This window comes from Staphylococcus massiliensis (genome assembly GCF_043186315.1).
In the GTDB taxonomy this organism is placed as follows: Bacteria; Bacillota; Bacilli; order Staphylococcales; family Staphylococcaceae; genus Staphylococcus; species Staphylococcus massiliensis.
Map to the genome: position 1 here is coordinate 2,060,368 of NZ_CP171119.1, position 25,011 is coordinate 2,085,378.

26 protein-coding genes and 1 tRNA gene are annotated in these 25,011 nt (G+C 35.3%); 6 read left to right on the top strand and 21 right to left on the bottom strand.

Annotated elements, in window-relative coordinates; translation table 11 throughout:
* Window positions 1-6: 6 nt before the first annotated feature.
* The gene (mraZ, locus tag ACF3N8_RS09915) at window positions 7-438 is read right to left on the bottom strand and encodes a division/cell wall cluster transcriptional repressor MraZ (RefSeq protein ID WP_009381588.1); all 432 of its coding nucleotides are present in this window, start codon (window positions 436-438) and stop codon (window positions 7-9) included.
* Between the two features lie 146 nt (window positions 439-584).
* Window positions 585-2,195 carry a bacillithiol biosynthesis cysteine-adding enzyme BshC gene (gene bshC, locus ACF3N8_RS09920; protein WP_009381584.1) on the bottom strand — a complete coding sequence of 537 codons (1,611 nt, stop codon included), beginning with the start codon at window positions 2,193-2,195 and terminating at the stop codon, window positions 585-587.
* Window positions 2,196-2,334: 139 nt separating this feature from the next.
* Between bshC and ACF3N8_RS09925 the strand changes: the two genes are divergently transcribed.
* The gene (locus ACF3N8_RS09925; protein ID WP_009381583.1) at window positions 2,335-2,781 is read left to right on the top strand and encodes an N-acetyltransferase; all 447 of its coding nucleotides are present in this window, start codon (window positions 2,335-2,337) and stop codon (window positions 2,779-2,781) included.
* Window positions 2,782-2,821: 40 nt separating this feature from the next.
* On the opposite strand, the gene ACF3N8_RS09930 is transcribed toward ACF3N8_RS09925, so the two are convergent.
* The 6 genes from ACF3N8_RS09930 to ACF3N8_RS09955 form a co-directional block, all read right to left on the bottom strand.
* The gene (locus ACF3N8_RS09930) at window positions 2,822-3,610 is read right to left on the bottom strand and encodes a PepSY domain-containing protein (RefSeq protein WP_238093629.1); all 789 of its coding nucleotides are present in this window, start codon (window positions 3,608-3,610) and stop codon (window positions 2,822-2,824) included.
* The gene (locus ACF3N8_RS09935; RefSeq protein WP_009381579.1) at window positions 3,594-4,967 is read right to left on the bottom strand and encodes a cell wall metabolism sensor histidine kinase WalK; all 1,374 of its coding nucleotides are present in this window, start codon (window positions 4,965-4,967) and stop codon (window positions 3,594-3,596) included. The genes ACF3N8_RS09930 and ACF3N8_RS09935 overlap by 17 nt, the downstream gene beginning before the upstream one ends.
* A 3-nt stretch (window positions 4,968-4,970) precedes the next feature.
* The gene (locus ACF3N8_RS09940) at window positions 4,971-5,645 is read right to left on the bottom strand and encodes a response regulator transcription factor (protein WP_009381578.1); all 675 of its coding nucleotides are present in this window, start codon (window positions 5,643-5,645) and stop codon (window positions 4,971-4,973) included.
* A gap of 11 nt (window positions 5,646-5,656) precedes the next feature.
* A complete protein-coding gene (locus ACF3N8_RS09945; RefSeq protein ID WP_392449879.1) occupies window positions 5,657-7,042 on the bottom strand; it encodes an SLC13 family permease in 1,386 nt (461 codons plus the stop codon).
* A gap of 1 nt (window position 7,043) precedes the next feature.
* The gene (locus ACF3N8_RS09950; protein ID WP_392449881.1) at window positions 7,044-8,243 is read right to left on the bottom strand and encodes a glycerate kinase; all 1,200 of its coding nucleotides are present in this window, start codon (window positions 8,241-8,243) and stop codon (window positions 7,044-7,046) included.
* A gap of 127 nt (window positions 8,244-8,370) precedes the next feature.
* Window positions 8,371-9,057, bottom strand: coding sequence for a YjjG family noncanonical pyrimidine nucleotidase (locus tag ACF3N8_RS09955; RefSeq protein ID WP_009381574.1), 687 nt, complete (start codon window positions 9,055-9,057; stop codon window positions 8,371-8,373).
* Window positions 9,058-9,681: 624 nt separating this feature from the next.
* Between ACF3N8_RS09955 and ACF3N8_RS09960 the strand changes: the two genes are divergently transcribed.
* A complete protein-coding gene (locus ACF3N8_RS09960) occupies window positions 9,682-9,825 on the top strand; it encodes a hypothetical protein (protein WP_017176587.1) in 144 nt (47 codons plus the stop codon).
* 118 nt (window positions 9,826-9,943) lie between these two features.
* On the opposite strand, the gene ACF3N8_RS09965 is transcribed toward ACF3N8_RS09960, so the two are convergent.
* Window positions 9,944-10,705 (bottom strand): alpha/beta hydrolase, encoded by a 762-nt coding sequence (locus ACF3N8_RS09965; protein WP_392449883.1) that lies wholly within the window; start codon window positions 10,703-10,705, stop codon window positions 9,944-9,946.
* Window positions 10,706-10,874: 169 nt separating this feature from the next.
* Here ACF3N8_RS09965 and ACF3N8_RS09970 point away from each other — a divergent pair, with 169 nt between their 5' ends.
* A complete protein-coding gene (locus ACF3N8_RS09970; RefSeq protein WP_392450446.1) occupies window positions 10,875-10,940 on the top strand; it encodes a hypothetical protein in 66 nt (21 codons plus the stop codon).
* Between the two features lie 188 nt (window positions 10,941-11,128).
* Here the strand turns inward: ACF3N8_RS09970 and ACF3N8_RS09975 are convergent, their stop codons facing one another.
* The 3 genes from ACF3N8_RS09975 to ACF3N8_RS09985 all read right to left on the bottom strand — a co-directional run bounded on the left by ACF3N8_RS09975 (window position 11,129) and on the right by ACF3N8_RS09985 (window position 14,204).
* Window positions 11,129-11,809 (bottom strand): hypothetical protein, encoded by a 681-nt coding sequence (locus ACF3N8_RS09975; RefSeq protein ID WP_238093635.1) that lies wholly within the window; start codon window positions 11,807-11,809, stop codon window positions 11,129-11,131.
* A gap of 80 nt (window positions 11,810-11,889) precedes the next feature.
* On the bottom strand, window positions 11,890-13,695 hold the full coding sequence (locus tag ACF3N8_RS09980; RefSeq protein WP_009381569.1) for a metallophosphoesterase family protein: 1,806 nt from the start codon (window positions 13,693-13,695) through the stop codon (window positions 11,890-11,892).
* A gap of 329 nt (window positions 13,696-14,024) precedes the next feature.
* Window positions 14,025-14,204, bottom strand: a complete 180-nt coding sequence (locus ACF3N8_RS09985; protein WP_009381567.1) for a hypothetical protein — start codon at window positions 14,202-14,204, stop codon at window positions 14,025-14,027.
* Window positions 14,205-14,305: 101 nt separating this feature from the next.
* Between ACF3N8_RS09985 and ACF3N8_RS09990 the strand changes: the two genes are divergently transcribed.
* Together ACF3N8_RS09990 and ACF3N8_RS09995 are read left to right on the top strand one after the other, a co-directional pair.
* Window positions 14,306-15,034: an ABC transporter permease gene (locus ACF3N8_RS09990; protein WP_142382116.1), complete on the top strand. Its 729-nt coding sequence runs from the start codon at window positions 14,306-14,308 to the stop codon at window positions 15,032-15,034.
* A complete protein-coding gene (locus tag ACF3N8_RS09995; RefSeq protein WP_009381563.1) occupies window positions 15,034-15,918 on the top strand; it encodes an ABC transporter ATP-binding protein in 885 nt (294 codons plus the stop codon). The genes ACF3N8_RS09990 and ACF3N8_RS09995 overlap by 1 nt, the downstream gene beginning before the upstream one ends.
* A 57-nt stretch (window positions 15,919-15,975) precedes the next feature.
* On the opposite strand, the gene ACF3N8_RS10000 is transcribed toward ACF3N8_RS09995, so the two are convergent.
* Together ACF3N8_RS10000 and ACF3N8_RS10005 are read right to left on the bottom strand one after the other, a co-directional pair.
* Entirely contained in the window at window positions 15,976-16,425 is a 450-nt protein-coding gene (locus ACF3N8_RS10000) for a hypothetical protein (protein ID WP_009381561.1), read from the bottom strand.
* A gap of 260 nt (window positions 16,426-16,685) precedes the next feature.
* The gene (locus ACF3N8_RS10005) at window positions 16,686-17,234 is read right to left on the bottom strand and encodes a hypothetical protein (protein WP_009381559.1); all 549 of its coding nucleotides are present in this window, start codon (window positions 17,232-17,234) and stop codon (window positions 16,686-16,688) included.
* 271 nt (window positions 17,235-17,505) lie between these two features.
* On the opposite strand from ACF3N8_RS10005, the gene ACF3N8_RS10010 reads away from it, so the two are divergent.
* A complete protein-coding gene (locus ACF3N8_RS10010; protein WP_009381557.1) occupies window positions 17,506-17,808 on the top strand; it encodes a hypothetical protein in 303 nt (100 codons plus the stop codon).
* Between the two features lie 54 nt (window positions 17,809-17,862).
* On the opposite strand, the gene ACF3N8_RS10015 is transcribed toward ACF3N8_RS10010, so the two are convergent.
* The 7 genes from ACF3N8_RS10015 to sdhA form a co-directional block, all read right to left on the bottom strand.
* Complete coding sequence (locus ACF3N8_RS10015; RefSeq protein ID WP_009381556.1) at window positions 17,863-18,567, bottom strand: D-alanyl-D-alanine carboxypeptidase family protein; 705 nt, start codon at window positions 18,565-18,567, stop codon at window positions 17,863-17,865.
* Window positions 18,568-19,476: 909 nt separating this feature from the next.
* Window positions 19,477-19,550, bottom strand: a tRNA-Arg gene (locus ACF3N8_RS10020).
* 506 nt (window positions 19,551-20,056) lie between these two features.
* On the bottom strand, window positions 20,057-20,578 hold the full coding sequence (locus tag ACF3N8_RS10025; RefSeq protein ID WP_009385702.1) for a YfcE family phosphodiesterase: 522 nt from the start codon (window positions 20,576-20,578) through the stop codon (window positions 20,057-20,059).
* Window positions 20,568-21,161, bottom strand: coding sequence for an XTP/dITP diphosphatase (locus ACF3N8_RS10030; RefSeq protein ID WP_009385700.1), 594 nt, complete (start codon window positions 21,159-21,161; stop codon window positions 20,568-20,570). Before ACF3N8_RS10030 ends, ACF3N8_RS10025 begins: the two co-directional genes overlap by 11 nt.
* 12 nt (window positions 21,162-21,173) lie before the next feature.
* Complete coding sequence (gene racE, locus ACF3N8_RS10035; protein WP_009385698.1) at window positions 21,174-21,974, bottom strand: glutamate racemase; 801 nt, start codon at window positions 21,972-21,974, stop codon at window positions 21,174-21,176.
* A 439-nt stretch (window positions 21,975-22,413) separates the two neighbouring features.
* The gene (sdhB, locus tag ACF3N8_RS10040; RefSeq protein ID WP_009384502.1) at window positions 22,414-23,232 is read right to left on the bottom strand and encodes a succinate dehydrogenase iron-sulfur subunit; all 819 of its coding nucleotides are present in this window, start codon (window positions 23,230-23,232) and stop codon (window positions 22,414-22,416) included.
* Window positions 23,232-24,998 carry a succinate dehydrogenase flavoprotein subunit gene (gene sdhA, locus ACF3N8_RS10045; protein WP_009384501.1) on the bottom strand — a complete coding sequence of 589 codons (1,767 nt, stop codon included), beginning with the start codon at window positions 24,996-24,998 and terminating at the stop codon, window positions 23,232-23,234. Before sdhA ends, sdhB begins: the two co-directional genes overlap by 1 nt.
* Window positions 24,999-25,011 lie beyond the last annotated feature (13 nt).

Sequence of the window (25,011 nt, forward strand, 5' to 3'; positions counted from 1 at the left end):
TCCGTATTATAAATCAAAGTCAATTAAGTCTTCTGCAATTTCTTCAAAGCTGTCTTCTGAATCTTCGTAGAATTCATTCCAAGTCTCTGTATCCCATATTTCAATACGATTAGAAACTCCGATGACAGTACATTCTTTAGAAAGATTTGCATACTTTCTTAAATTTTGCGGGATATTGATTCTCCCTTGTTTGTCTAACTCTACTTCAATCGCACCTGAGAAGAACATACGCATAAATTTACGTGCGTCTTTTTTAGTCATTGGTAAGGTCTTCATCTTTTCTTCAATCAGTTGCCATTCCTCTAAAGTGTAGCCAAACAAGCATTTGTCGAGGCCCCGCGTGATGATAAAACGTTCATTTAAGTCATAACGAAACTTAGATGGAACGATCATACGCCCTTTAGTATCCAATTTGTTTTCGTATTCACCCATGAACATTATTTTATCACCTCACCTCTATTTATAATTTACCACATCTCCCCACTATCCTCCACTAATTATGTAAAAATCACCAAAATTAATTATTTTCACACAAAAAAGACCGGTTTATCGAAATTGATAAACCGGCCAAACCCTTGATATGACTATAGTTTAACGATGATTTGATCAAAAGTGTAAGAAAGTGGTGGATAGGTGGAGGGACTGAACACGTTTGTCCCAAAATCATTCATGATTTGATATGGATTCCAAATTCTTTCTTGAAGTCCACCCATTGGATGGAGATGAGATGAAATTTCCTTGAAATGATTCATACTTATTTGATTTTCGCGTTCAATATTTAAGAGGTAACGTCTCAATAAGTAATCGTACTGTTTCTGGTGAATTTGGTGATTCTTTCGAATTAAATTATGATTGTCTTCAGTACTAATTTCCTTAGACAATTGTTCAGTGAGTTTGTCTTGTAACGTCATCATATGTTCAACTTCTTGAATAAATGTATCTGAAGCACGGTCCCTTACGAAAGACGTCTTAAATTGATCGACCCCTTCTCGAATGACCGTTTCAAGTGGCACATCATATTGCGTTAATAATTTAGAGATTCTCTCATTAAGGTAAGTGATACGTAAGCGAGGTAAAACAATTGGCATTTCGATATCTAGAAATTCAAAGATACCTTTTAATTCAGCCCAGTATTTAATTTCACTTGGACCTCCTACGAAGCTTAACGTGTTAAATAACCACTCTTCCATAATTGGTCTTGTCACAACATTATTTGAAAAGCGTTCTGGCTCATTTTCCACGATGTCTAATAAGTCTGCTTTTGAGAACGTTTTTTCTGATTTACTTAAATAAAACTGTCCATCTTTATAATGAAGTAACTGTCTGGAGTTATCTTCACTTAAGAATAAATGCACATTTGTTTCTGTCTGAATCATACGTTCAAAACCTTTAGACGTGAGTTCACTTTGTGTCGTTCTAAACGCCTGATCAATGTCTTGATAATGTTCAATCATATATTTTAGCATTGGCTTTTCAAGTGTGCGCAAACCTTTATCGTTCGCATCAATAAGTAACACACCATAATCTTTAAATACGTCGTGAACGAGCACTTTAAATATGTCAGTCCAATAATTGTATTGTTCGATGATTTCGACAAGTCGTGTATATAAACGCTTTGAAGATGAAGTTTCTTCGATCTTTTCAAAATATTGCACGACCGCTGATTTAAACGCCTCTTTATCAATTTGGTAATTTGATACAGACGATTCCGGCTCGTCCATCGTATGATATTTAACCTTGGACATATCATTTGAAGCATTGTCATACACGAAAGTATGATTCACCTCATCAAAGTCATGATCCTCACCAGCTATCCAAAATACTGGCACAACCTTTTCTTGATACGTATCAGCAACAGTTTCTGAAAGCGTTACTAATGATAAGATTTTATGAAATGTATAAAGCGGACCTGTTAAGAAACCAGCTTGTTGTCCCCCAATCACAACTTTATGACCACTGCGAAGGTTCGCTATATTACGAGATTGTGCATCGCTTAAAGATAAGTCTGACATATAAGTTTCAATAACGTTAGACAATTGACCTTCACGGCCATTTGTAGGTGCGTTTAATTTATACTTGAAACTCTCTTTATCCATTGGATTGTATTGAAATAAAGACGTGTAACGAGGATCTTCTCGTCTCAAACAATCAATGAAATCGTTTTCATTATATACATTTATATATAAACATTCCATTCACGATTCTCCCTTAAAAGCACTATTACCAATTAGTATAAAACGTTAGTTGTCGTATGACAATCTAACGGCTTACTTCATTTTATAAATAATATAAGTTATAATTAATTTAGATAAGAAACAAGGGGGCAATTCTAAAATGACTAAAGTTGAACACTTAGATATTAACTACAAGACTGAACAGCTATTCGAAGAATTTAGAAACTTTGGTAATGAACACCTATTTATGGTCGATGAACTGCACGGTGAAATGATAGATGCAAGTTCTGACTCACCTTTCTATGGTATTTATGTAGGTGAAAAAATTGGTGCTCGCATGGCACTTTACAAAAAAGGGGAAGTTGAAGAAACATATTTCCCAGAATTCGACGACTATTTAGTTGTCTGGAAATTAGAAGTACTTAAACAATATCAATCTAAAGGTTACGGTCAAAAATTATTAGATTTTGCGAAAAGCTTTAATCTACCTATTAAAGTCATTGCTCGAAACCAATCTAAAGACTTCTTTATCCGTCAAGGTTTCACTGACTTAGAAAAGCAGAATGCAGACGGACAAGACATTTTAACATGGGAACCTCAATCATAAAATAAAAAACTAGTACGCATTCCAGTGCGTACTAGTTTTTTTAGTCGTCATCCACTTCGTAGCCGTCGTCATCATCATCGCCATCATCGTCACTTTGTTGATACGTTTGACGTGGTAATTGTTGATAGTGTTGCTGAGGTGCTGATTGTCTTGGTGCTGGTGATTGAACCTGAGTCTGTCGCTGCTGTTGAACCTGTTGTTGTGGTGCTGGATTGTATTGGGCTGGTTGAGACGCTTGATCATCATCTTGTGCTTCATATTGATCATCATCATCTGTAGATGCCTCGTTCTGTGTTTGTCCTTTTTTAAACCATGATACGTTATGCACCTTACCAGTAACAGCATTGATTGTTAAAATCGCACCTTCATTTTGATTCACTTCTTGTCTTACTTCATAATATGGGTAATGTTTTGATTGATTAAGTTTGATTTGGCTCGTGTAACCGCCAACCTTCTTCTTAGCAATAGACTTCGCCTTTTCTTTTGATATCTTTAATTTTTTAGCTTTCTTCTTTTTGTCTTTTTTAGACGATTTGTCTTTATCTTTCTGCTTGAGCTTCTTCGACTTTACATTATCAATATCTTTCGTCTTACGATCGATTTGTACAGTTATCTCAGTATCTTTATTCACTACGGCTATTTCAAATTTAGACTTATGTTCTCGTTCTTCCACATTCACTATCTTGCCACCATAACGTTCTTGAACGATGTTTTCAGCTTCTTTTTGAGATATCATTTTAGTCTTGGATGATTGGTACATAACCGTTGCTAAAGCTATACCTAAACCTAAAATCATTAATACAAGCATAATTTTAAGAAAGTGTTTCATGTTGTACTCCTTTATTAATTTCTAAAGTAAACGTGGTGCCTACTGTTAATTCACTTTTCACATGTAATTGAATTTGATTATTTTTAGCAATTTCTTTAGCGATAGCTAAGCCAAGACCCGTGCCACCTGTTTGACGTGCACGAGCTTTATCAACTCTATAGAAACGCGTAAAGGTGTGCGGAATATCCGCTTCAGGTATACCGATACCTTTATCCACGATATGCACATATATATGCGTTTTCGTTTCTTCCATCACAACACGTATAACATCTTCACTATATTTATAAGCGTTATCTAAGAAGATACGCATTAATTGTTGATAGCTCTTCTTGTCGATACACGTATATACATCCTCTTCAGGACCTTCAAATTTAACTTCAGTATCATAAACATGATCGAGTGTGGTCACAATTTCAGATGTCAACTTCGTTAAATTTTCTCTCTTAAAGTTAAGCGCTTGCTCTGAATGTGTATAGTTCGTAAAATCAAGTAGCTGCTCCGTTAAATACTTCATTTTTAAGCCCTCATCATGAATCGCCGTAAGCCCCTCCTCTAAAATATCTGGTTTCGTCTTACCAAAGCGTTTCAACATTTTACTATATGAATGAATAACTGTGATAGGCGTCTTTAACTCATGTGAGGCATTCATAATAAACACTTGCTGTCTTTCGTCATGCGATTTCAATTCGTCCATCATGTCATTGAATGAAACAGATAATGCTTTCAGTTCTTTAGAATCGCGTTCATTTACATCAATGTGTGAATAATTATTCGTACGCTCAATTTCATGCATTTTATCAATTAAGTGATGAATTGGATTCGTGATAACTGACGTAATAATTCGATTTAAGACATAAATGATAACTAATAACATTAATGAAGAAAGAAGCAATATCCATCTTAACGTACTAAATGAATCATATTTGAAGTTTACATTTTCAAATATTTGTAGATTAACAACTTCCCCATTTTTCCAAATAAGGGGAATCGAAACTAATGCGAAATGATTATCTTTAGTGTGCACAATTTTTTGGTATTGCCTATTTTGAAAAGGCCTTGCTAAATTCTTATATTTAACATCAGTTGATATTTGCATGATTGAATGATCTTTCTTATCAACAATACTGATATAGCCATCAGATAAGATATGTGACTGTATAATTGCTTCAGTTTGAATGTCCCTAGCGTCATCATTCTTAATTTCTTTCATAATATTAACAGCTCGGTTTTCGAGCTGCCCTATTTCATCATTTAAGGCATAGTGTTTGTACGTGAAATATACAACAATGTTGGTACAGATAATGACAAAGATTGTAGTAACGGTCGTATAGAGTTGAATTCGTGTACCGAGTTTCATTATTTAATCCTTCATCATATAGCCTACGCCACGTACACTCGAAATCAATGAAGGCTTATCGGTATCTAATTTCTTACGTAAATGTCTCACATACACATCCGTTACATTTGTATCACCATGATAATCATAGCCCCACACCGCTTCAATCATTTGTTCGCGTGTCAAAACTTGGTTACGGTGCGTTAATAAGTAATAAAGTAAATCATATTCCTTTTGCGTGAGTGTGACAAGTTTACCTTCTGCATACACCTCACGTGTGTTCGGATTGACGTTTAAATGTTTAAATGTGAGCTCGCTTTGCTCAGTAGACGTCGTTCCGATGGCCTTTAAATATACGCGCATGCGTGCTAATAATTCTTCTATCTCAAAGGGTTTCGTCATATAATCATTCGCACCTAAATCAAGACCCGTTACCTTATCGAACACCGTATCTCGCGCCGTTAACATGATGATTTTAATCATCTCATCTACCTGTCTAATACGACGAAGTACTTCTAAACCATTCAGTTCAGGGATCATCACATCAAGTAGAATCAAATCATACTTGTTATTTTGATATAGCTCGAGCGCTACCTTTCCAGTGTGCGCAATCTCAACTTCATAGCCTGCATACATTAATTCAAGCTCTATAACACGTGCTATCTTCTCATCATCTTCAACGATTAATATCTTGCTCATGTCCTAACTCCTTACATTAATTCTAATCCGATAAATTTCCTGAACGTAAAGTACATGCCAAGCATAAATAAGCAATACAATGGCATTAAGATACAACTGAGTTTAAATAGATGTTTCGGTTCAAATGGTTTATCTTCTTCCTCGTAAAAGACAAGGATTGCTTTCGAACTGATCGGGAACGTTAAGCAATAATTAATACCTATCAACGCGAGAAATACAACTGCAACTTCATTAAGTTGAAACAATTTTGCGAAAACGATAAATGCAGGAATGAGAACAACCGCTCTTGTTGTATGACTCGTGATAACGAGATGGGAAAATACAGAAATCACTATAATCACAATAACGATCATGAGTTCACTCACTTGCCCTAAAGATTTTAAAAACTGCATGATGTGAGATTGCAAGTACGTAACAACATTGTACCTAACCAATAGTTCACCTAAAGCACTACTTGATGCCACAAAAAATATTAAACTCCACGAAATGTGCTTTAAGCCCTTTTTCCAATGAAGTAAATTAAGTTGCGGCAATAGCATAATTAATGCCATCAATATCGTCGTGAATGCGATATCCAAACCGTGTAGCGGTTCAAGTACCCAAAGTAATAATGTAATGACAACACATATAATGGTTGTCTTTTCCTTTTGTGAAAAAGGCACTTTAAAATTAACTTCTGCTTCGTTCTTTATATCGATATCGTGTGAACGTTGTACATTCTCTTTCGTTAATACATATAAAATACATGTTGCGAAAATACCAAACAGGATGCCGAACGGAAGTCCCCATATTAAGAAATCTAAATAAGAAATTGTTTTTGATGTTTGCTTTTCCAAGATACCTATCGCAACTAAATGACTGCCAGCACCTATTAAAGATAAGTTACTTGCAATAAGGATTAACGTTGGAATCAATAATCCTAAGAAAAGTTTTTGCGACGGAAACTTTACGGTCATCGCTCGGTATATCGGTAACATTGCCATTGCCCGGCTTGATGTGGACGGTATAATTAACGAAAGACATTGTATTTTGATAAACGTAAATAGTGTAAGCTTCTGAATAGATTCACATTTACGATTAATTAACTTTACAAAACGTTGTAATAAACCACTTTCTTCAATTATACCACTAATTATAAATGCCCCGATCATTAGCCAGACAATATGTTGGTTTAACGACTCAAATAAGATACTCTCAGGCAATCCTAATAAGATGCCGCCCATTAAGACAAGCATGCCAACGAGTCCGGCCGGCACCTTTGAAAATATAAATAAACCTAATGATAATAAGAAAATAATAATACTAACTTTACCTAAATAATCAAGATCTACATATATAAATACTAAGATTGATGTAATAAGGTAGATAATGAGTAATAATAAATGTTTCGTTTGCATCTTAACTTACTTCTTCAACGATCTTTTTTTCTTGTTCTGCTTTAAGTTGTTGAGCTAAATCAAACCCAATTGTAATATGTCTAAACGCATTTTCGGCACAGTTTTCTAACCATTTCGGTGCATCGAGAATCGACTTTTCAAGAGAAGTAGGTTTAGGAATGATACTAGTAAACGCATCGATACCACTTTGGTAGTTAATCTTCGCGTTCTTACCAATAGTACCCGCAAATGCGATTACAGGTTTCTCGAAAGATTTCGCGATACGCGCAACTTCAGAAGGGATCTTGCCATTTGGCGTTTGATAATCAATACATCCCTCAGCTGTCACGACTAAATCTGCATGTTGAATCGCTTCTGATACCTGTATATATTCCATGATGATATCGAACCTAGGATGTAACTTAGCATCTAAGAAACCTACAAGACCAGCGCCTAAGCCTCCAGATGCACCACCGCCGTTAATCGTTGCAACTTCTCGTCCAGTATGGCTAAAGATGAGATCTGCTAAATGTTCTAAGTTATCTGACAGTAGTTCTACTTCCATAGGAGAAGCACCTTTTTGGGGACCAAACACACGTGCAACACCTTGAGGACCACATAATACATTTGTCCAGTTAACTGCTACGTTGATGTCAATATCTTTCACACGCTCGTCGATCTGAGATAAATCCATGTGATGAATTTGATTGATTTCTGCACCGCAAGTTACATCAATTAATAAATGCGCATCATCATAAAACTTAACACCGATTGCTTGTGCCATACCAACGCCACCATCTGAAGTTCCTGAGTCACCGCAACCAATTAAAATACGTTTCGCGTTATGGTTAAGTGCTTCTATAATTGTTTCACCCACGCCATATGTCGTCGTGAATAACGGGTTTCTTTGGTTAATCGGCACATGACGCAACCCAGCTATAGCAGCCATTTCAATTACAGCTGTCTCAACTCCATTTTCATTAAACATCTCGAAGTAAGAATCAATTTTCTGACCAGTAGGACCTGTAACATGTGTGTTAATAATACGTCCTTCTTTAAGTTTTGTTATCGTATTAACAAAGCCTTCCCCACCATCTACCATTGGGATAACTGTAACATCGTGATTAGATTCAACTTTTTCAATACCACGTTCTATAGATAAACCGACTTCTTCAGCACTTAAGCTCTCTTTAAAGCCTGATGGAATAATAACAATTTTCATAATTAAATCCTCCCTAAATTGTTTACGACCTTTTTCTTAATACTTAATCTAAGGGAAACAAATTTAGAGAGGATTATAGAATTATTAAAATATGATTAAAAAATGAATACGTCAATTTAATTTAAAACTAAACAAGTTGTAGTAATTCATTTAAATGATGAATTTCATAAGTTGGTTGAATTTCATCAGAGCTCGATTTGAACCTATGATTAAACCAACATGTTTGAATACCTGCACGGATGCCACCTTGAATATCAGAGGTTAATGAATCACCCACGATTAAAATTTCTTCTAAAGGTGGACATACAGGAATGCGTTCGAAGACATAATCGAAGAAAGCGACATTTGGTTTATGAGACCCCGTTTCTTCTGATACAAACATTTGGTCAACATACTTCATTATCGGCGATCGTTCGATGCGGTTCCATTGTGTCTTAGTCGCCCCATTCGTCACGATAAAGAGACGTACCCTTTTAGAGAGTGCTTGGATGACTTCTAATGCTTGTTCATGATATGTAATCGTCGCTAACTCTAATCCCTTTCGAAAGGTCTCATCGGCATACACACCATCTATATCCATACCATACGTCTTGAATGTTTCGATAAAACGCTTAGTTAAAACTTCTTCTTTCGTTAAAATACCTGCTTGGAACTTCTCCCAATGTGCTTGATTAATACGTTGGAACGCTCTAAACGACTGGTCATTAAAGTCTAATTGATAAGCGTCCATTAAATGGCGATACGCTTCATACTCACAAGCATCAAAATTTACAATCGTATCGTCAAAATCTAATAAAACAACTTTAAATGTCATAAACTCACCTTTATCTCTATTTTAACGCCATTATAGCATGCGAAGTCTTTTAAATAAGAAGGAAATACATTAAAAAAGTCTGAGCTATAGAACGCGTTAATCCGCATCCTTTAACTCAGACTCGATCACATATGCTTATTAAGGTTAATACAATATTAATCACCAAGTGCACGTTGAATTTGTGGCAGAATTCAACTAATCATTAAACTACAGATTACCCGCTTCAATAATCTGAGCTTAATCATTAAGACTTAATGATTAACCAATCGAAATGCTATTACGATTACAACACTTGCAATCATTTAGATGAATAAATATTCTAAACTTTACCCCCTAAAGCATAAAATATTTAACTAAATGATAAATGAAATAAAAGAAAGCAATTGAAAGATTGAGATTCAATTGACCTCCTTAAATATAATATATTGTGCATCACAAAAGGTGAGACGTTCATAATCTACTTATAATTCGTCTTAACTGTCGTATCATCGTATTCAAAAGACAGTTAGGCATTCCTAAGTGTCTTGAATCGTAATCTTTTTGTAACATTTACGTAAAACACTTGAAATCTTATGTAACTTTTAGTAACATAATAGATGTAAGTTAGCTAAAGGAGCTGAATCAATGATGCGTAATAATATGTTAAGAGTTGTAGTAAGTGGCCTTTTAGCCATTATGATTTCGTTGCTATCATTAACTGCGTATAGTGACAATCAAAGTCAAAAAGTTGACCATTCAAGAGACACGTATATGTCAACTTCACATTAATTCATTATAAGAAATCTCCACTATTTTTCTATTAAATTTCGACTTTCAAAAGACAAAAGGTCCGAGACAAGCCCCGTTCTTCTGTTATACGTGCTAACTTATCTCGGACCTTTATTTTTTATTGTTCGACGATCCACTTAATGGCCTTTTCAATGGCATAATCCCAATACTTAAAGTCATGTGCCCCAGGACTATCTCGAAACGTAACATCCATACCTTGTTCATCTAAAAACGACTTAAATGACACATTACTTACATAAAAATCATCTTCAGTTCCACACATTAACAATATTTCAGGAACCGTTTTCTCCTTGTCAATGGCTTGTTTTACGATAACGTATGGATCATATGTAGACCCTTTTAACTCTGTAGTATCACCTACGATTGCTGAAAGTGAAAAATCGTAAAACGTTAGATGACTAACCGCTTCAATATCAAGCGGAGCTGACATGATAATGGCCTTTTCAAAGAGATCACCACGCGTCATCGCATAGTTTAAAGCGCCATAACCGCCCATAGAATGCCCGGCGATAAAACTATCTTCACGGGCCTTTGATAACGGCAGTATTTGTTTCGCGTATTGATACACTTCTAACACATAATCGTAGTAATGGTGACCATGCGCCATATTCATATAAAAGCTATGATCCGCATGCGGCATGATTACAGCCATTTCATGTATATTCGCATAACGCTCAATATCGGTATAACGTGTATACATCGTCTCGTCGTTACTCAAACCGTGCAACAGTAACATAGATTTCAACGGCTTCACCTTGCCGTTAAAATCGAATTGTGACGCTGTCTCAGGGAGAATCACGATAAAGCGTTGGTGTTTACCAATCGTTTTTGAAAAGTAATTGATAGATAATAAGGCCATTCACGAACACTCCTTTTCAAATTCATTCACTTTGGAACTCGTAAATGTCTGATTTTGTCATTTTTAAACACTTAGGCACTTAAACATACAAGTTATGCACTGACCGACATTTAATGAAACACCCATGATAAATTATAGTTAACAAATCAATGAAGGGGGTCGCAAAGTTATGATTACAGGTATCATCGAAGCTATCAAATTCATCGTTGACATGGTTAAAAAATTCAAAAAATAATTGAAGACTTTTCACAATCCCATTTTATGTTGGGATTTTTTAATGTGTCAAATAAGCATGCTTCCCTTAAACATGCTCATTAACACCAAGATATTTAAGCCACTATTTCACTACCCGTTACACTACACTTTAATACGTTCAAGTATTCATGTCACGTCAAACCTATTTAAACACATTCAATTCAAAAGCTATTTCGACGCGTATTGAGACATCACTGATTTAAGCTTCTTCGTATACGTTTTACTTTCCTTCACTTCAAATACTTGCTCAGCTGTTAAGTTTTCATCCTGCTCTGTATAATCTTTAGGCGCGAAACCTGATGACGGACGCGTATCTACGTCAGGTTTAAACGTAAATGCGTAAACTTTACCATTGTCTGCAAATATAAATTTCTTAATCGGTTCTTTCATATTGGCTACTTTATTGTAACCTTCGACATTTGATAAATCTTCAGCCTTCTTATCAAATCCTTTAGTCCCATCTTTCGACTTATATACGACGACTCCTGCTAATTTGTGAATTTTAAAGGCTTTTGGTCCAGGTTCACCTCGGTTACTCACTTGGACTTGACCATCCGTCGTGTTCGCATACCAGTCTCCTTCTTGGAAGGACCCACTACCGAAAAAGCGATTTGAAACAGCTAACCCATTCTTCGCTTCTTCTTTCGCAGTAAAATCGATTAATGTTTGCTTGATATGTTGTTTATCTTTATCAGATAACTTACTGTAGTCAAATTTTTGGTCATTATGTATGTTATTAGACTTAGCTTCTTTTGTTTCGCTCTGTTGTTGGCTGGCGTCTTTATCTTGTTTACCACACCCTGTAGCTAGAAGTGTGCAAACGGAAATAGAAATTAGTAACCGCTTCATAGAATTGTGCCTCACTTTCATATATATAAGACGCCACATGAAAATAGAAGCTTATCATGTGACGTCATCAATCTTACAGATTATTTATCTTTTTGAATACCAAATTCATCTACTAATTCTACGCTACGTTGTTCACCTTTAGTGAAGTCACCGCGTAGTTGATAGATTTTAACACGTAATTTGTTACCTTCTACTTCGTATACTGAGAAGTTTTGGTCAGAAGAGTCACGGTTATTTGAATGAGAATCTTCGAATGCATCTGTTTTCTGTGGTTGTTCCCCTACTTCAAATAAGCTGTTATAGTGATCAAGTTGTTCTTGTTTTAAGTCGCCTAACTTAGGACGTACTTTCTTAATGTGATCTAATGGACGGTCGAAGATACTATCGTAAGCTTTTGTACCACCAGTGTTAGGAATCACATAAACAGAACCTTTAGGGTTATCATAATATTTAATGTTATCGTCACCAACAACTTGTTTCACATCTTCTTTCTTAGCATTTACGAAACTGTTTTTAGTAGATGTATGTTGTAGAGATTTTGTACGTGCTAATACATGGTCGTGACCTTGTAGTACTAAGTCTACATCTAAGTCATCGATTTCTTTCGTTAATTCTTCACGAACTTTTTGAACGTCTTCATCTTGTAAAGAATGGTAAGACTTAGAATACATTGGTTTATGAAGGTTTAATACAACCCAGTTTGAACCGTTCGCTTTAGCTTCTTTGATGTCTTTTTTAATCCATTCCATTTGTTCTTTACCAATGGCTTTTCCTTCAGGATTATCTTTAGATTTCTTATTATCGTTCGTGTTAGCTACAACCATGTGAACGCCGTTGTAGTCAAATGAGTAGTATGAACCACCATTCACAGCATTATTCTGCTTAGGTACGTTCATGTGTTGATTCCAGATGTCTAAGTCCTTCTTGTCATGATCCAGTGTGTATTCATCATGGTTACCCGCAGCTGTCGCCATTGGTTGTTTCATGAATGATGGACGAGATTGACTATAAATATCTAACCAGTTATCTTCAATAGAAGCTGTCTCAACCATATCACCTGTGTGTAAAGCAAACGCAGGATCTTGAGCTGTCATAATTGCGTTATTTAATGTATCTGCACCAAATTGAGCTTCGTTGCGCACATTTTGGTTCCAGAATGCATTTTGTGTATCTGTATATTGAACGAACTTGAATGGTTGACCCTTTTCACCTGAAGTCTTGAACGTACCAACTTCACTCTTAGGACCATTCTCACTACCTACGCGGTAATAATATTCAGTGTTAGGATCTAAACCTTCAGCTTTTGCTTTATACGTATACTCTTTTTCTTTAGTCGTTTTCACGTCACCATGCATGTCACCGCTCGTCCATTCAGGACCTTTAGCATTTTTATCTGTGTAATAACCATTGATGACTTTGTTACCTTTGTCATCTTCAACAGGATTACCTTCATCATCTTTTTTAACATCCGCAAAGATAATGTTGCCATGCTTATCGCGTTCCACGTAGTTAGACGTTACTTCTTTAGACTCTGCATCGAATTCTTTCGCGTCTGAAAAGTCCTTTGACTTAGAAACCCAAACTTTAGCATCTTTAAATTGGTCAGTCGTATACCAGCTAAAGCCCATTTGAGATTTCGTATCACCATTGAAGTTAGCAATAATACGGTTCGGTTTATTCTTAGTTGGAACTGGCGCTACTTTAGGTTTATGTTTCTTAATTTTAATGTCGTGACCATGATTTTCAGTAGCCTTTTCACTCGCATGATGGTTAGGTGTACCGTTAGAACCTGAAGCATATGTATCAGCATCAAAAGGCGCTGCAGATAATAACATCATGCTTGCTACACCAAAAATAAGTGACTTTTTAACATTTACATATTTCATTTTTGCATCTTCCCCTAACAATAATTTTTAATAATAATCGTTCCTATTTAGATAATAACAAACAAAAATTAATTTAATGTAAAATTTTGATAATTTATCATGGAAAATATATTAATTTATTAAAAAGCTACACTAAAATTTAGAGTTTCCCATAAATTACCAAAAAAACAAAAAAATAGTGTGCCCACCCACCACAGTGAACACACTATAAAGATTTAAGCTATGTAGTAACAGGAGCTTAAATCCTCCTTACACTTATAAATTACCATATTCATTTTTAAGCTTTCAAGACTTTTAAATAAAAAAATTGTGCTAAGTTATTTATGTCCTTATGAGTCCTGTTGATAAAGCTCTGATTTACACGTACTACAATAAACGGCTTGATTCTTAGCCCATTCTTTCAGATTCGTTAGACCATTTAGTTGTCTCGCATTCGATTGAATTAACACAACTTCATCCTTCTTTATTTCGTTGCCACAATTAACGCACGTTAGCTTTTCCAAAAACATGATAAGACCTCCTTTATTAAAAAATGTTAATCAAACTCACCTTAATTGTAACTTAAATATATTTAAATCAAACGAAATTCTATTGAACTGTATTATAATTAATGAAACGATTACGTCATCATAAGAAAGGAAAGGAACTTCAAATGTTACAAATATGTCTTCATGAACTGAAACAACAATTTAAAAGTATTAAAGCCATCGTCATCATTTTTATTCTACTTTCTTTAACATTCGGGTCCGCTAAAGTTTATGGGCAGTACGAACAACTTATTGGAGGTGCGAATTCCGATTTATATGCATCAGGGTTGTTAATCACATCTCTTATTGCAGGACCTTTGTTTACTTTCGCATTATCACACGACGCAATTAATCAAGAAGTTAAATCCAGAACAATTCGTTTTATCGTCACAAAGGTCGACCGTGTTGAAATCGTACTCGGTAAATACTTTGCATTTCACATATTTTGGTTCATTTGTTTGACCACATCTATAATGATCGTTTCAGCGTATGCACATCATGTATTGCTGCTACCACTCGTTCATTTATGTACATTTTATTCATATTTCATTGGTCTCGCAATGCTACTTTCGGTAATTATCAATAACCCAGCAGTTACAAATGTATTCGGCATCGCCTTATCAATCATTATGATGGTATTAAGTATATGGGCACAATTTTCAGACCATATCCTCTTAAAAATATTTAAGTTTGTGACGCCACTTTATTACATTACTCAAGAAGGAATGGTCTTTTTAACAGTTGTACCATTACTATTTTCAATCATATTTATTACACTCAGTCTGATTCTATTTAGAAAGAAGGCGTTATAATGGCGAATATCAAAGTACAAAATTTAACGAAACATTTCGGTAGTCACCAAGTGCTCGATCAAGTCAACCTGTCAATTGAACAAGGTGAAGTCTACGGCCTTCTTGGTAAGAATGGTGCCGGTAAATCCACACTTATAAACATCATCACGGGTTTTATCGAACCATCGAGTGGACAGGTGCATATCACTACACCTAAAGCTAAAATCGGTGTCCTGCCTGATTACAATACGATGTATAACAACTTAACAGGTCTTGAACATATGGTTTATTTTAATCGTTTGTTAAAAGCCAAGAAATCTAAAGAAGCGCTTATTTCTATTCTTAAAAGAGTTGGCTTAGAAGATGGTATCGAAACTAAAGTTAAAAATTATTCCTTCGGTATGAAGAAAAAGTTAGGTGTTGCACAGGCTTTAATTAACGATCCTGACTTGGTATTTCTAGATGAACCTACCTCAGGCGTTGACGCAAATTCTGTTTTAGCCATTCATGCTGTAATGAAAGATTTAGCACATAACGGAACAACAGTATGTTATACATCACATAACTTAGATGAGGTTGAGAAACTTAGCGATAAAATTGGTATTATGGCAAATGGTCATATTGAAATAGATGGGAGTTTAGAGGAAATTCGTGCCGCTTATCTTAAGGAAATTCAGGTGACGTTCAAAGTTCCTAAGTTAGAGCGAAAGGATTATCACACGCTTAGTGAAGCATTTAAGAACGAGCTACTTTCAATTCAATATGATGAAGGTTCACTAATTGTATGTATGGTGGATCAAACTTGTATACCTAAAATCAATAACCAACTTGTTCATTTAGGATACAGTGTCTATGGCATACAAGTACATGAACCCTCTTTAGAAGAAATCTTCATTAATATGTAAAAAAGGCTTAGACATTATATGCTCATATCGTAAATAATGTCTAAGCCTTACATCATTTTATTGACCTTGTAAGTCATCAATTGCTTTATTAACGTTTTCTTTAGTTACACCATGCTCTTTAGCAGTTTCAATAGCAGTGCTTGTGTCAGCGTCAGCTTGACCACCATTTGATTGCTGAGATTGTTGTGACTGTCCAGATTGTTGCGCATTTGCACCATCTTGTTGCTTGTCGCCTTCAGCCTCTGCACCACCTAGACTAGCACTTGCTTCACCATTACCTGCTTCTGCTGAAGGTAATTTTACGCCTTCTTGATCTTCTTTTTGAGCAGTTTTTTCTTCAGAAGACTGTTCTTCACTTGATTCAGATTCGCCTTCAGATTTTTTAGGATCGTTTGATTTCTTGTTTTCTTCTTTGGGTTCTTCTTTTTTATCTTCTTGACCTTGCCCGCCACCGCATGCGGCAAACACTACAGAACTTGCAAGTAATAATGATAAAATCTTTTTCATATTCAGTCTCCTTTTTTATCTACGGATTTGGATATGCCTATGTAAAACCTCTCAAATGAAAAACAATTCGATTTCTTATTACTAAATAGTAATAATCATTTGATTAATGTTTTAATTACTGAAATAGTTTATTTACTATTTCTAATTTAATTATTAAAGGAAAATACTTGTAATTGCAACCAAACCACCCTCAAATCCACATTACAATCCCGTTAAAAAAAGATTACTTGAACAATCTTCAAGTAATCTTTAAAGAATTATTATTGGTTTTGATATTGCGCAACAGCCTGTTCTGCCTGTTGTTGTGACATTTCATCTTTGTTAATAAGACCATTTTCTACTGCTTTATCATATGCTTGTTTCTTTTGTTCAGGCGTATAGTTCGCATTTTGAGCTTTCTCTTTAGCATCTTTAGGAATCACTTCGTTACGAACCGCACTATTATAAGCTTCCTGTTTTTCAGCTGGTGTAAAGTTACCACGCATCACAGTCGCTAAATCCCACTGTGTACGAATGTCACTTGTATTAATAAATGGTTCTTGCTTTTGCTGAGGTTGTGGTTGCTGAGCTTGCTGTTGATTTAGTTGTTGGTTATCTTGAGTTTGCGTTTGTTGTGCTTGATCTTGCTTTGGTTGCTCTTGTTGCTTTTCATCTGCGTTAGCCACATTTTCGTTATTCTTTTCATCTTGTGATGCTTTCGTTTCACTTTGTTTTTCTTCTTTTTGAGAGTCTTTTTCTTCATTATTATTGCCACCACAAGCAGCTAATAATAATGAGCTCGCAAGTAGAATATATGATAATTTTTTCACGTTAATGCTCCTCTATTAATAGAATTGCCTTATGCTACGTAATGTTAATGATTGAATTATCGTTAAAGATTTTCTTTAGAAATAATCAAATAATCTTTACAATTATTTACACATTCATTATCTATTAAATTCAATAATAACGCAAACATTAAGAATTTAGAATTCCAGATTAAGTTAAAATTTTAATTAAATGTAAAGGCTATAATTTCACATCACATTTTATACAATTTTATAGTAAAATAGAGTTAAACAACGTACTAAGGAGATACTTATGACTACAACATTAGTTATCGCGATAATTGTCCCAACGGCTATATTCCTTTTAAGTGTGCTGATTTACCGTACCAAAAACTTAGATATGATTACTTTTATTGATCCAAAAAGAGTACCAGAAGATAAAAAGGATCAATTGCTTAGATACTTTCTTGTCTTAATGAGTATCGTGTGTATCTTAATGTTCCTTATGATTATCTCAACAGCATTCAATTACACGTTAACTATCATATTCGTTCTCGCAATGTGTTTTAAATTGATTGCCTTTTACGGTATCTATAAATACTTAATTAAGAACTAAATTAATTAAACCTAGTGCAACCTCCTTAAAGAAGTTGCTCTAGGTTTTTAATCATTATGATAAAGGCGCAGTTCTTCTTTCATTAGTTTCTTCATTATACAAACCTAAATATGCTTCTAAACTCTTACCTGAATCCTTAACATCTCGTGCTTTGTCCTGGCCCAAATACCTCAAGTGCCATGGCTCATACTGATAACCCGTTTCATCCTCTTTACCTTTTTGATATCGTATGATGAACCCATAACGAGACGCATGCTTTTTAACCCATAAACCTGCACGAGTTTGCCCAAAACTTTGGTACAAATTATGAGGAGAACCCACTTCACCTACATCATAAGTTAAACCTGTTTGGTGTTCTGAATGACCAGGTTTAGAACTATATTTATTCGCAGCTTCTTCCCCATCTCTCGCTTTATAGTTATTAAATAATTGAACTTGAGTCTGATAAGATCTGAAACCACTAACTTTGTATAACTGAATGCCCTCTCTATTTGCATCAGCAATCATTTTATTAATAGCTATTTGAGCTTCAGGATCTTCGCCTGGGACGAAATTACTTGGTAAACCTATTTCCTTATTTGCCACCAAGATGCCATCAATATAAGTCTTTCCATCTTTGACAACTTTACGGTGTTTCGGCTGCTGTGCTTTGTCAGACGTTTCGACATCTTTAGGTTCCTCATTATTAGTAGAAGTGTCGTTAGCACATCCAGTCATAACAAGTGCCCCCATTAATAACGACTTCGTTAAAAACCTCAATGATACATACCTCCTAGAAGATTACTCATTGAATTTAAATATCAAATCATTTCAAGATACTTTTTGAAAAGCCCTTTCAATATAATGTGTGTTCAAGCATATTATTTTAATAGCATTAAGAATTCTACAACCAAGAAAAAGACAAATAAAAATAGGCAAACACTAAGAAGCATTTACCTTTATAAGAAGTTTATGCAATACAACAATTAAATTATAACATGTAATAAAATATTATCTGATGCTTACATGAAACTTTACAATATTTTAAAATACCTTAATAAATATCTTTTTTCATTAAAAAAGCACTTTGAGCGTTTGATACGTAACTACACTCAAAATGCTTTAAAACTAAACGATTAAACTAAGTTATTTAGACTTAATCATTCTTCTAATGATAATCACGGTAACTACAATATTGTAGACGATTTTTATAATACTTTTTGTTTTACTACTCATAGTACCTCTACTTTAAATAGAATCTTAAAACAAGATATAACCCGTATAATAATTAAATAATAACGAGTCAATATGAGATAATTAGCGTTATTCCAGTTTAATTATAACATATAAATCAGTGCAAAACTATTTTCCTTATTTATATATAAGTGTTTAAAATCTCTACTTACCTATTAAAACTACTTAGATTTTAAGGTAGTATCACAAGCTATCTGAAGTAAAAATTTGTCAACTTACTTTAATATTAATGAAGCAGGTTTTAGTGATATATATCATCTCAAGTAGAAAGGATGAAGTTACTAATTAAAAACTTAAATATTTATGGGGAAAAACTGGGGAAAACTTCGAAAAAAGTATAATAAAAAGTTGACCCTCATCAACTTAATAAACCGCATAATAAAAGGGTTCCATTCATCTAAAACGAATGAAAACCCATAATACAATACCAACAAACGTCCTGGGAGGGATTCGAACCCCCGACCGATGGCTTAGAAGGCCATTGCTCTATCCAGCTGAGCTACCAGGACTCAATTTTTAACACAAGATTAATTATAACTAAACATTCATAACAAATCAATACTTGAATACGAATTATTTGTAGTGAAATATCACATAACACGCTATTTTACACCTGTATACAGGATTTACAAATTTTTAACGTTCAAATGATTAGTGCTCAATAAAAATTTTTAGTATGATAAGAAACAAACAGTTTATAAGGGGGATAACGATGAAACGTATCATCACAATGATTATTACAACAATCATTAAAGAAGTTATTCGTAATAAACGTCGTAAATAATAACTCTAAAATGGGTCTGGGACATACTACTACAATTCTCTTAAACAGCATGCTTTCCTGTAAAGTTCAACTCGAATTTATAATTCGTTAGTTGAACTTACAAAGAAGCCTGAGCTTCTTTGTTCTATGATAAATGCCGGGGCCCCGCCCTCGGAGTCAGCTGTTTTGAGAATTGTGTGAAATAAAGTTTAAATGCTCTATTTCACTACTTATGTCCCAGGCTCTTATCTTTTATACGGATAAATGTAGTTTCTTATGATCTATAACTTCATGATTACGATTACGTAAGTTCAATAACCCAGTATGCGTTGTCGTATTAATAATTAGCTCCGCATATGTTTCTTCTACGTCACTACGAGACTGACTAATACTTCCCGGATTAATAACATGTATTGTACCGAAAATTTCATGTTTCGCTACATGTGTATGACCGTAAAACGCAAACTGTGCGTTATGCGTCTTGGCTTTTAACGCAAGATTCTGACGCGTGCTATTCACGTTATACATATGACCATGCGTAAAGAACGCATTAATATGGTTCTCTTGAATATTGTCTTCCATTAAGAAGTTTGGATCAAAGTCGCAGTTTCCTTTAACTCGCTTATATAAGCTTAGCTCCGTGTCATCGTAATCGAATTCTGAATCACCTAGATGAATTAGCTGTGTTGCATCACGATGTTGTTCAAAAATGTCGTAAAGAATTCCTTTTTCATTATGATTGTCACTTACAATAATCCACTTTTTAGTCCCCATGTTCAGACTCACCTTTTAAATAAGATTTAAGTTGTTCGATAGCTTTGCCTCGATGACTAATTTTAGACTTTTCATCACCTGATAATTGAGCCATCGTTTTATTTAATGATGGCACAAAGAATACAGGATCATAACCAAAACCTTCTTCACCGATACGTGATAACGTAATCTCTCCTTCGACAGAGCCTTCAAACGTACGCGTCGTACCATCAGGATCTGTCATACTAATCACACATACATAACGCGCCGTACGATTTTTCTCATCTTTAAGCTTATCTAACAATTTATCGATGTTTGCTTCATCATCTTTATCTACACCCGCATAACGAGCTGAATAAATGCCTGGCTCACCATTAAGCGCGTCGACTACTAACCCGCTATCGTCGCTAATAACACGTTTATTCAAAGCTTTCGCAGCTGCTTCCGATTTCAGTTTCGCGTTCTCTTCAAAGGTCTCGCCCGTTTCTTCTACATCAAAATCTTCAATTAATTGATTGATACCAATCACATTATCATCTTGAAAGATAACTCTAAAGTCACTAATTTTACCTTGGTTTCCAGAAGCAATAACAATATCTGCCATTAGAAATACCCCCTATTGAATCGAAATTTGTTCTACAGATTGATCAATTTTAAGCCAATGTTTAATTATGCGTTCAATATGTACTGTGGATCCATTCGCAAAGAAACGATGTTTTGGCTTAGGCGTGTAATGCGCATGTTCATTACTAAATGTTAAGAGTGCACTTACTTCACGCGCAGTTTCTAAACCAGACGAAATGACCGTCTTCTTACCATCAAAATAGTCATGAATTGGTTTATATAGTAATGGATAGTGCGTACAACCTAATATAACAGTATCAGCTTTCGTTGAACGCCATTGCTTAAGCGTTTGATGAATAATAATACTCGTAATTGTAGGATCATCATATCTTAATTGTTCTACAAGCGGTACAAATCCTGGGCACGCGACACCTGAAACTTTGACGTTTGGATTGATACTCATAATCTGCCTACGGTACGCACCAGATTTTATCGTACCTTCAGTTCCCAATACGAGAACGTTATTATTCGTTGTTGTCATGATTGCTGTTCGAGCACCCGGTTCTATAACACCAATAACCGGAATGGCTAAACGTTTCTGTAAGTCTTTAAGGGCAACTGCTGTAGCTGTATTACAAGCTATCACGAGCATTTTAATATCAAAGTGATCAACTAAATAATCGGCAAGTTGATTTGTAAAGAGACACACTTCCTCTTTGTCTCTCGGTCCATAAGGACATCTTCCAATGTCCCCTAAATAATAAATGGTTTCATTAGGGAGTTGTCGCATGATTTCCTTCGCAACAGTTAAACCACCGACTCCCGAGTCAATGACACCGATTGGTTTATTCATCGTGTTTCACCCTTATCTACTACAAGTCTTGAATTATATTTTATCACAATGTAACTTTGATTGATATTTCATTGAATTATGATGCAATAAGATTCCATTTTTCACTCCCCTTGAAAAGCCCTTTATAATTTCAACCTTAAACGTACCTATATAAATATAGTTTTTATAGATATAATTTAGATTCCTAAACAGCATGCTTTCCTGTATAGCCCAACTCAAACTTTCAGTTTGTTAGTTGGACTTACAAAGTAGCTTAGCTACTTTGTTCCACACTCAAGCCCCGGCTTGCATAGCTTGATAATTTGCTTGCGCAAATTTCTTTGCCGGGGACCCCACCCCTAGGAGTCAGCTGTTTAGAAATTTTATTTTCGTATTATCAAACAATTTTAACCAAAAAAACCAGCAAAGCTTATGCTTTGCTGGTAAAACTGATACTCAATTATTCTACTTCGTGGTCTGAACCGAAGAATGATTTAAACATATGGAATGTTGTTTCTCTGTTCATAGCTGCGATAGATGTTGTTAAAGGAATACCTTTTGGACAAGCATTCACACAGTTTTGAGAGTTACCACATTCTTGTAAACCACCCATGTCCATTAATGCATCTAAACGTTCATCTTTAGACATCGCACCTGTTGGGTGTAAGTTAAATAAACGTACTTGTGAAATCGCTTGCGCACCAACGAAATCATTCTTTTGAGTAACGTTAGGACAAACTTCTAAACATACACCACAAGTCATACATTTAGATAATTCATAAGCAGTTTGACGTTTTTTTTCTGGCATACGTGGACCAGGACCTAAGTCATAAGTACCGTCAACTGGTACCCATGCTTGCATTTTCTTAAGGTTGTCGAACATACGTGAACGATCAACTTGTAGGTCACGTACTACAGGGAAAGTACTCATAGGTTCAAGTTTGATTGGTTGTTCTAATTGGTCAACGATTGCTGAACATGATTGACGCGCTTGACCATTGATAACCATTGAACAAGCACCACAAACTTCTTCAAGACAGTTCATGTCCCAAGTAACTGGTGTTGTTTTTTCACCGTTAGCATTTACAGGGTTACGTTGGATTTCCATTAAACAAGCGATAATGTTCATATTATCACGGTGAGGAATTTCGAATGTCTCGTTATATGGTTGAGATTTATTATCTTTTTGACGTTTGATAATTAATTTAATCTTTTTATTCGTATTTTGTTTAGGTTGTTCATGTTGTTGTACATTGTCTTTTGTTTCTGTAGCTGCCATTATGATTTACCCCCTTTTGACTTTTTAGAATAGTCACGTTTACGTGGTGGGATAAGGCTAATATCTACATCTTCATAAGTGAATGAAGGTGCTTCATTTCTACCTTTGTATTCAGCTAAAGTAGTTTTTAACCATTCTTCATCGTTACGTTCTGGGAATTCTGGTTTGTAGTGTGCACCACGTGATTCGTTACGGTTGTAAGCACCAATTGTAATCACTCGTGCTAAAACTAACATATTCCATAATTGACGTGTGAAGAATACTGCTTGGTTACTCCAAGTTGAAGTATCTTCCATATCAATATCTTCATAACGTTTCATTAATTCAACGATTTTCTTATCAGTTTCTAATAATTTATCGTTATGACGAACTACTGTAACGTTAGCAGTCATTAATTCACCTAATTCACGGTGAAGTTTATAAGCATTTTCAGTACCGTTCATGTTAAGTAATTTTTCGAAACGATCTTGTTCTTCCTTAACACGTTTTTCGTAAATGCTTTGATCGATTTCAGTGTATGATTTATCGATGTTTTCAATGTATTTTGCAGCGTTAGGACCTGCTACTGTACCACCGTAGATAGCAGATAATAATGAGTTCGCACCTAAACGGTTACCACCGTGTTGTGAGAAGTCACACTCACCAGCAGCAAATAAACCGTCAATGTTAGTCATTTGATCGTAGTCTACGTATAAGCCACCCATTGAGTAGTGTACAGCTGGGAAGATCTTCATAGGTACTTTACGAGGGTCATCACCTGTGAATTTCTCATAAATTTCGATGATACCGCCAAGCTTAACATCAAGCTCATGTGGGTCTTTATGAGATAAGTCAAGGTATACCATGTTCTCACCGTTGATACCTAATTTTTGATTAACACAAACATCAAAAATTTCACGAGTCGCGATATCACGAGGAACTAAGTTACCATAGTCAGGATATTTCTCTTCTAAGAAGTACCAAGGTTTACCATCTTTATAAGTCCAAATACGGCCACCTTCACCACGTGCTGACTCACTCATTAAACGAAGTTTGTCGTCACCTGGGATTGCAGTAGGGTGAATTTGAATGAACTCACCGTTAGCGTATTTAACACCTTGTTGGTAAACGATAGAAGCTGCTGAACCAGTATTAATCATTGAGTTCGTTGTTTTACCGAAGATGATACCAGGACCACCTGTTGCCATAATTACGGCATCTGAACCGAATGATTCGATTTCTGAAGTTGTAAGGTTTTGGGCAACAACACCACGTGCTTTATTCTCATCGTCTTTAACAACGCCTAAGAATTCCCAACCTTCATATTTCGTAACAAGCCCGTCTACTTCATAGCTACGCACTTGCTCGTCTAAAGCGTAAAGTAATTGTTGACCAGTAGTCGCACCAGCGAATGCTGTTCTGTGGTGTAAAGTACCACCGAAACGACGGAAGTCAAGTAAACCTTCGTTCGTACGGTTGAACATAACACCCATTCTGTCTAATAAGTGAATGATTTGTGGTGCTGCATCTGTCATTGCTTTAACTGGTGGTTGGTTTGCTAAGAAGTCCCCACCATAAACTGTATCGTCAAAGTGAATTGCTGGTGAGTCACCTTCACCTTTTGTATTAACTGCACCGTTAATACCACCTTGCGCACATACAGAGTGAGAGCGTTTAACAGGTACAATTGAGAATAAGTCAACATGTACGCCTTTTTCTGCTGCTTTAATTGTTGACATCAGACCGGCAAGTCCTCCACCGACAACAATGATTTTTTTGTCTGCCATAGAAATGTCACTC

Coding starts and splice junctions, on each gene's coding strand:
- sdhB (WP_009384502.1), bottom strand. CDS start 23,232: ATGGCAGCTACAGAAACAAAAGACAATGTACAACAACATGAACAACCT.
- ACF3N8_RS09985 (WP_009381567.1), bottom strand. CDS start 14,204: ATGTTTTTGGAAAAGCTAACGTGCGTTAATTGTGGCAACGAAATAAAG.
- ACF3N8_RS10000 (WP_009381561.1), bottom strand. CDS start 16,425: ATGAAAAAGATTTTATCATTATTACTTGCAAGTTCTGTAGTGTTTGCC.
- racE (WP_009385698.1), bottom strand. CDS start 21,974: ATGAATAAACCAATCGGTGTCATTGACTCGGGAGTCGGTGGTTTAACT.
- ACF3N8_RS10025 (WP_009385702.1), bottom strand. CDS start 20,578: ATGGGGACTAAAAAGTGGATTATTGTAAGTGACAATCATAATGAAAAA.
- ACF3N8_RS10030 (WP_009385700.1), bottom strand. CDS start 21,161: ATGGCAGATATTGTTATTGCTTCTGGAAACCAAGGTAAAATTAGTGAC.
- ACF3N8_RS10010 (WP_009381557.1), top strand. CDS start 17,506: ATGACTACAACATTAGTTATCGCGATAATTGTCCCAACGGCTATATTC.
- ACF3N8_RS09965 (WP_392449883.1), bottom strand. CDS start 10,705: ATGGCCTTATTATCTATCAATTACTTTTCAAAAACGATTGGTAAACAC.
- ACF3N8_RS09940 (WP_009381578.1), bottom strand. CDS start 5,645: ATGAGCAAGATATTAATCGTTGAAGATGATGAGAAGATAGCACGTGTT.
- ACF3N8_RS09955 (WP_009381574.1), bottom strand. CDS start 9,057: ATGACATTTAAAGTTGTTTTATTAGATTTTGACGATACGATTGTAAAT.
- ACF3N8_RS09990 (WP_142382116.1), top strand. CDS start 14,306: ATGAAACGATTACGTCATCATAAGAAAGGAAAGGAACTTCAAATGTTA.
- ACF3N8_RS09960 (WP_017176587.1), top strand. CDS start 9,682: ATGATGCGTAATAATATGTTAAGAGTTGTAGTAAGTGGCCTTTTAGCC.
- bshC (WP_009381584.1), bottom strand. CDS start 2,195: ATGGAATGTTTATATATAAATGTATATAATGAAAACGATTTCATTGAT.
- ACF3N8_RS09930 (WP_238093629.1), bottom strand. CDS start 3,610: ATGAAACACTTTCTTAAAATTATGCTTGTATTAATGATTTTAGGTTTA.
- ACF3N8_RS09950 (WP_392449881.1), bottom strand. CDS start 8,243: ATGAAAATTGTTATTATTCCATCAGGCTTTAAAGAGAGCTTAAGTGCT.
- ACF3N8_RS09995 (WP_009381563.1), top strand. CDS start 15,034: ATGGCGAATATCAAAGTACAAAATTTAACGAAACATTTCGGTAGTCAC.
- ACF3N8_RS09980 (WP_009381569.1), bottom strand. CDS start 13,695: ATGAAATATGTAAATGTTAAAAAGTCACTTATTTTTGGTGTAGCAAGC.
- sdhA (WP_009384501.1), bottom strand. CDS start 24,998: ATGGCAGACAAAAAAATCATTGTTGTCGGTGGAGGACTTGCCGGTCTG.
- mraZ (WP_009381588.1), bottom strand. CDS start 438: ATGTTCATGGGTGAATACGAAAACAAATTGGATACTAAAGGGCGTATG.
- ACF3N8_RS09925 (WP_009381583.1), top strand. CDS start 2,335: ATGACTAAAGTTGAACACTTAGATATTAACTACAAGACTGAACAGCTA.
- ACF3N8_RS09935 (WP_009381579.1), bottom strand. CDS start 4,967: ATGAAACTCGGTACACGAATTCAACTCTATACGACCGTTACTACAATC.
- ACF3N8_RS09945 (WP_392449879.1), bottom strand. CDS start 7,042: ATGCAAACGAAACATTTATTATTACTCATTATCTACCTTATTACATCA.
- ACF3N8_RS09975 (WP_238093635.1), bottom strand. CDS start 11,809: ATGAAGCGGTTACTAATTTCTATTTCCGTTTGCACACTTCTAGCTACA.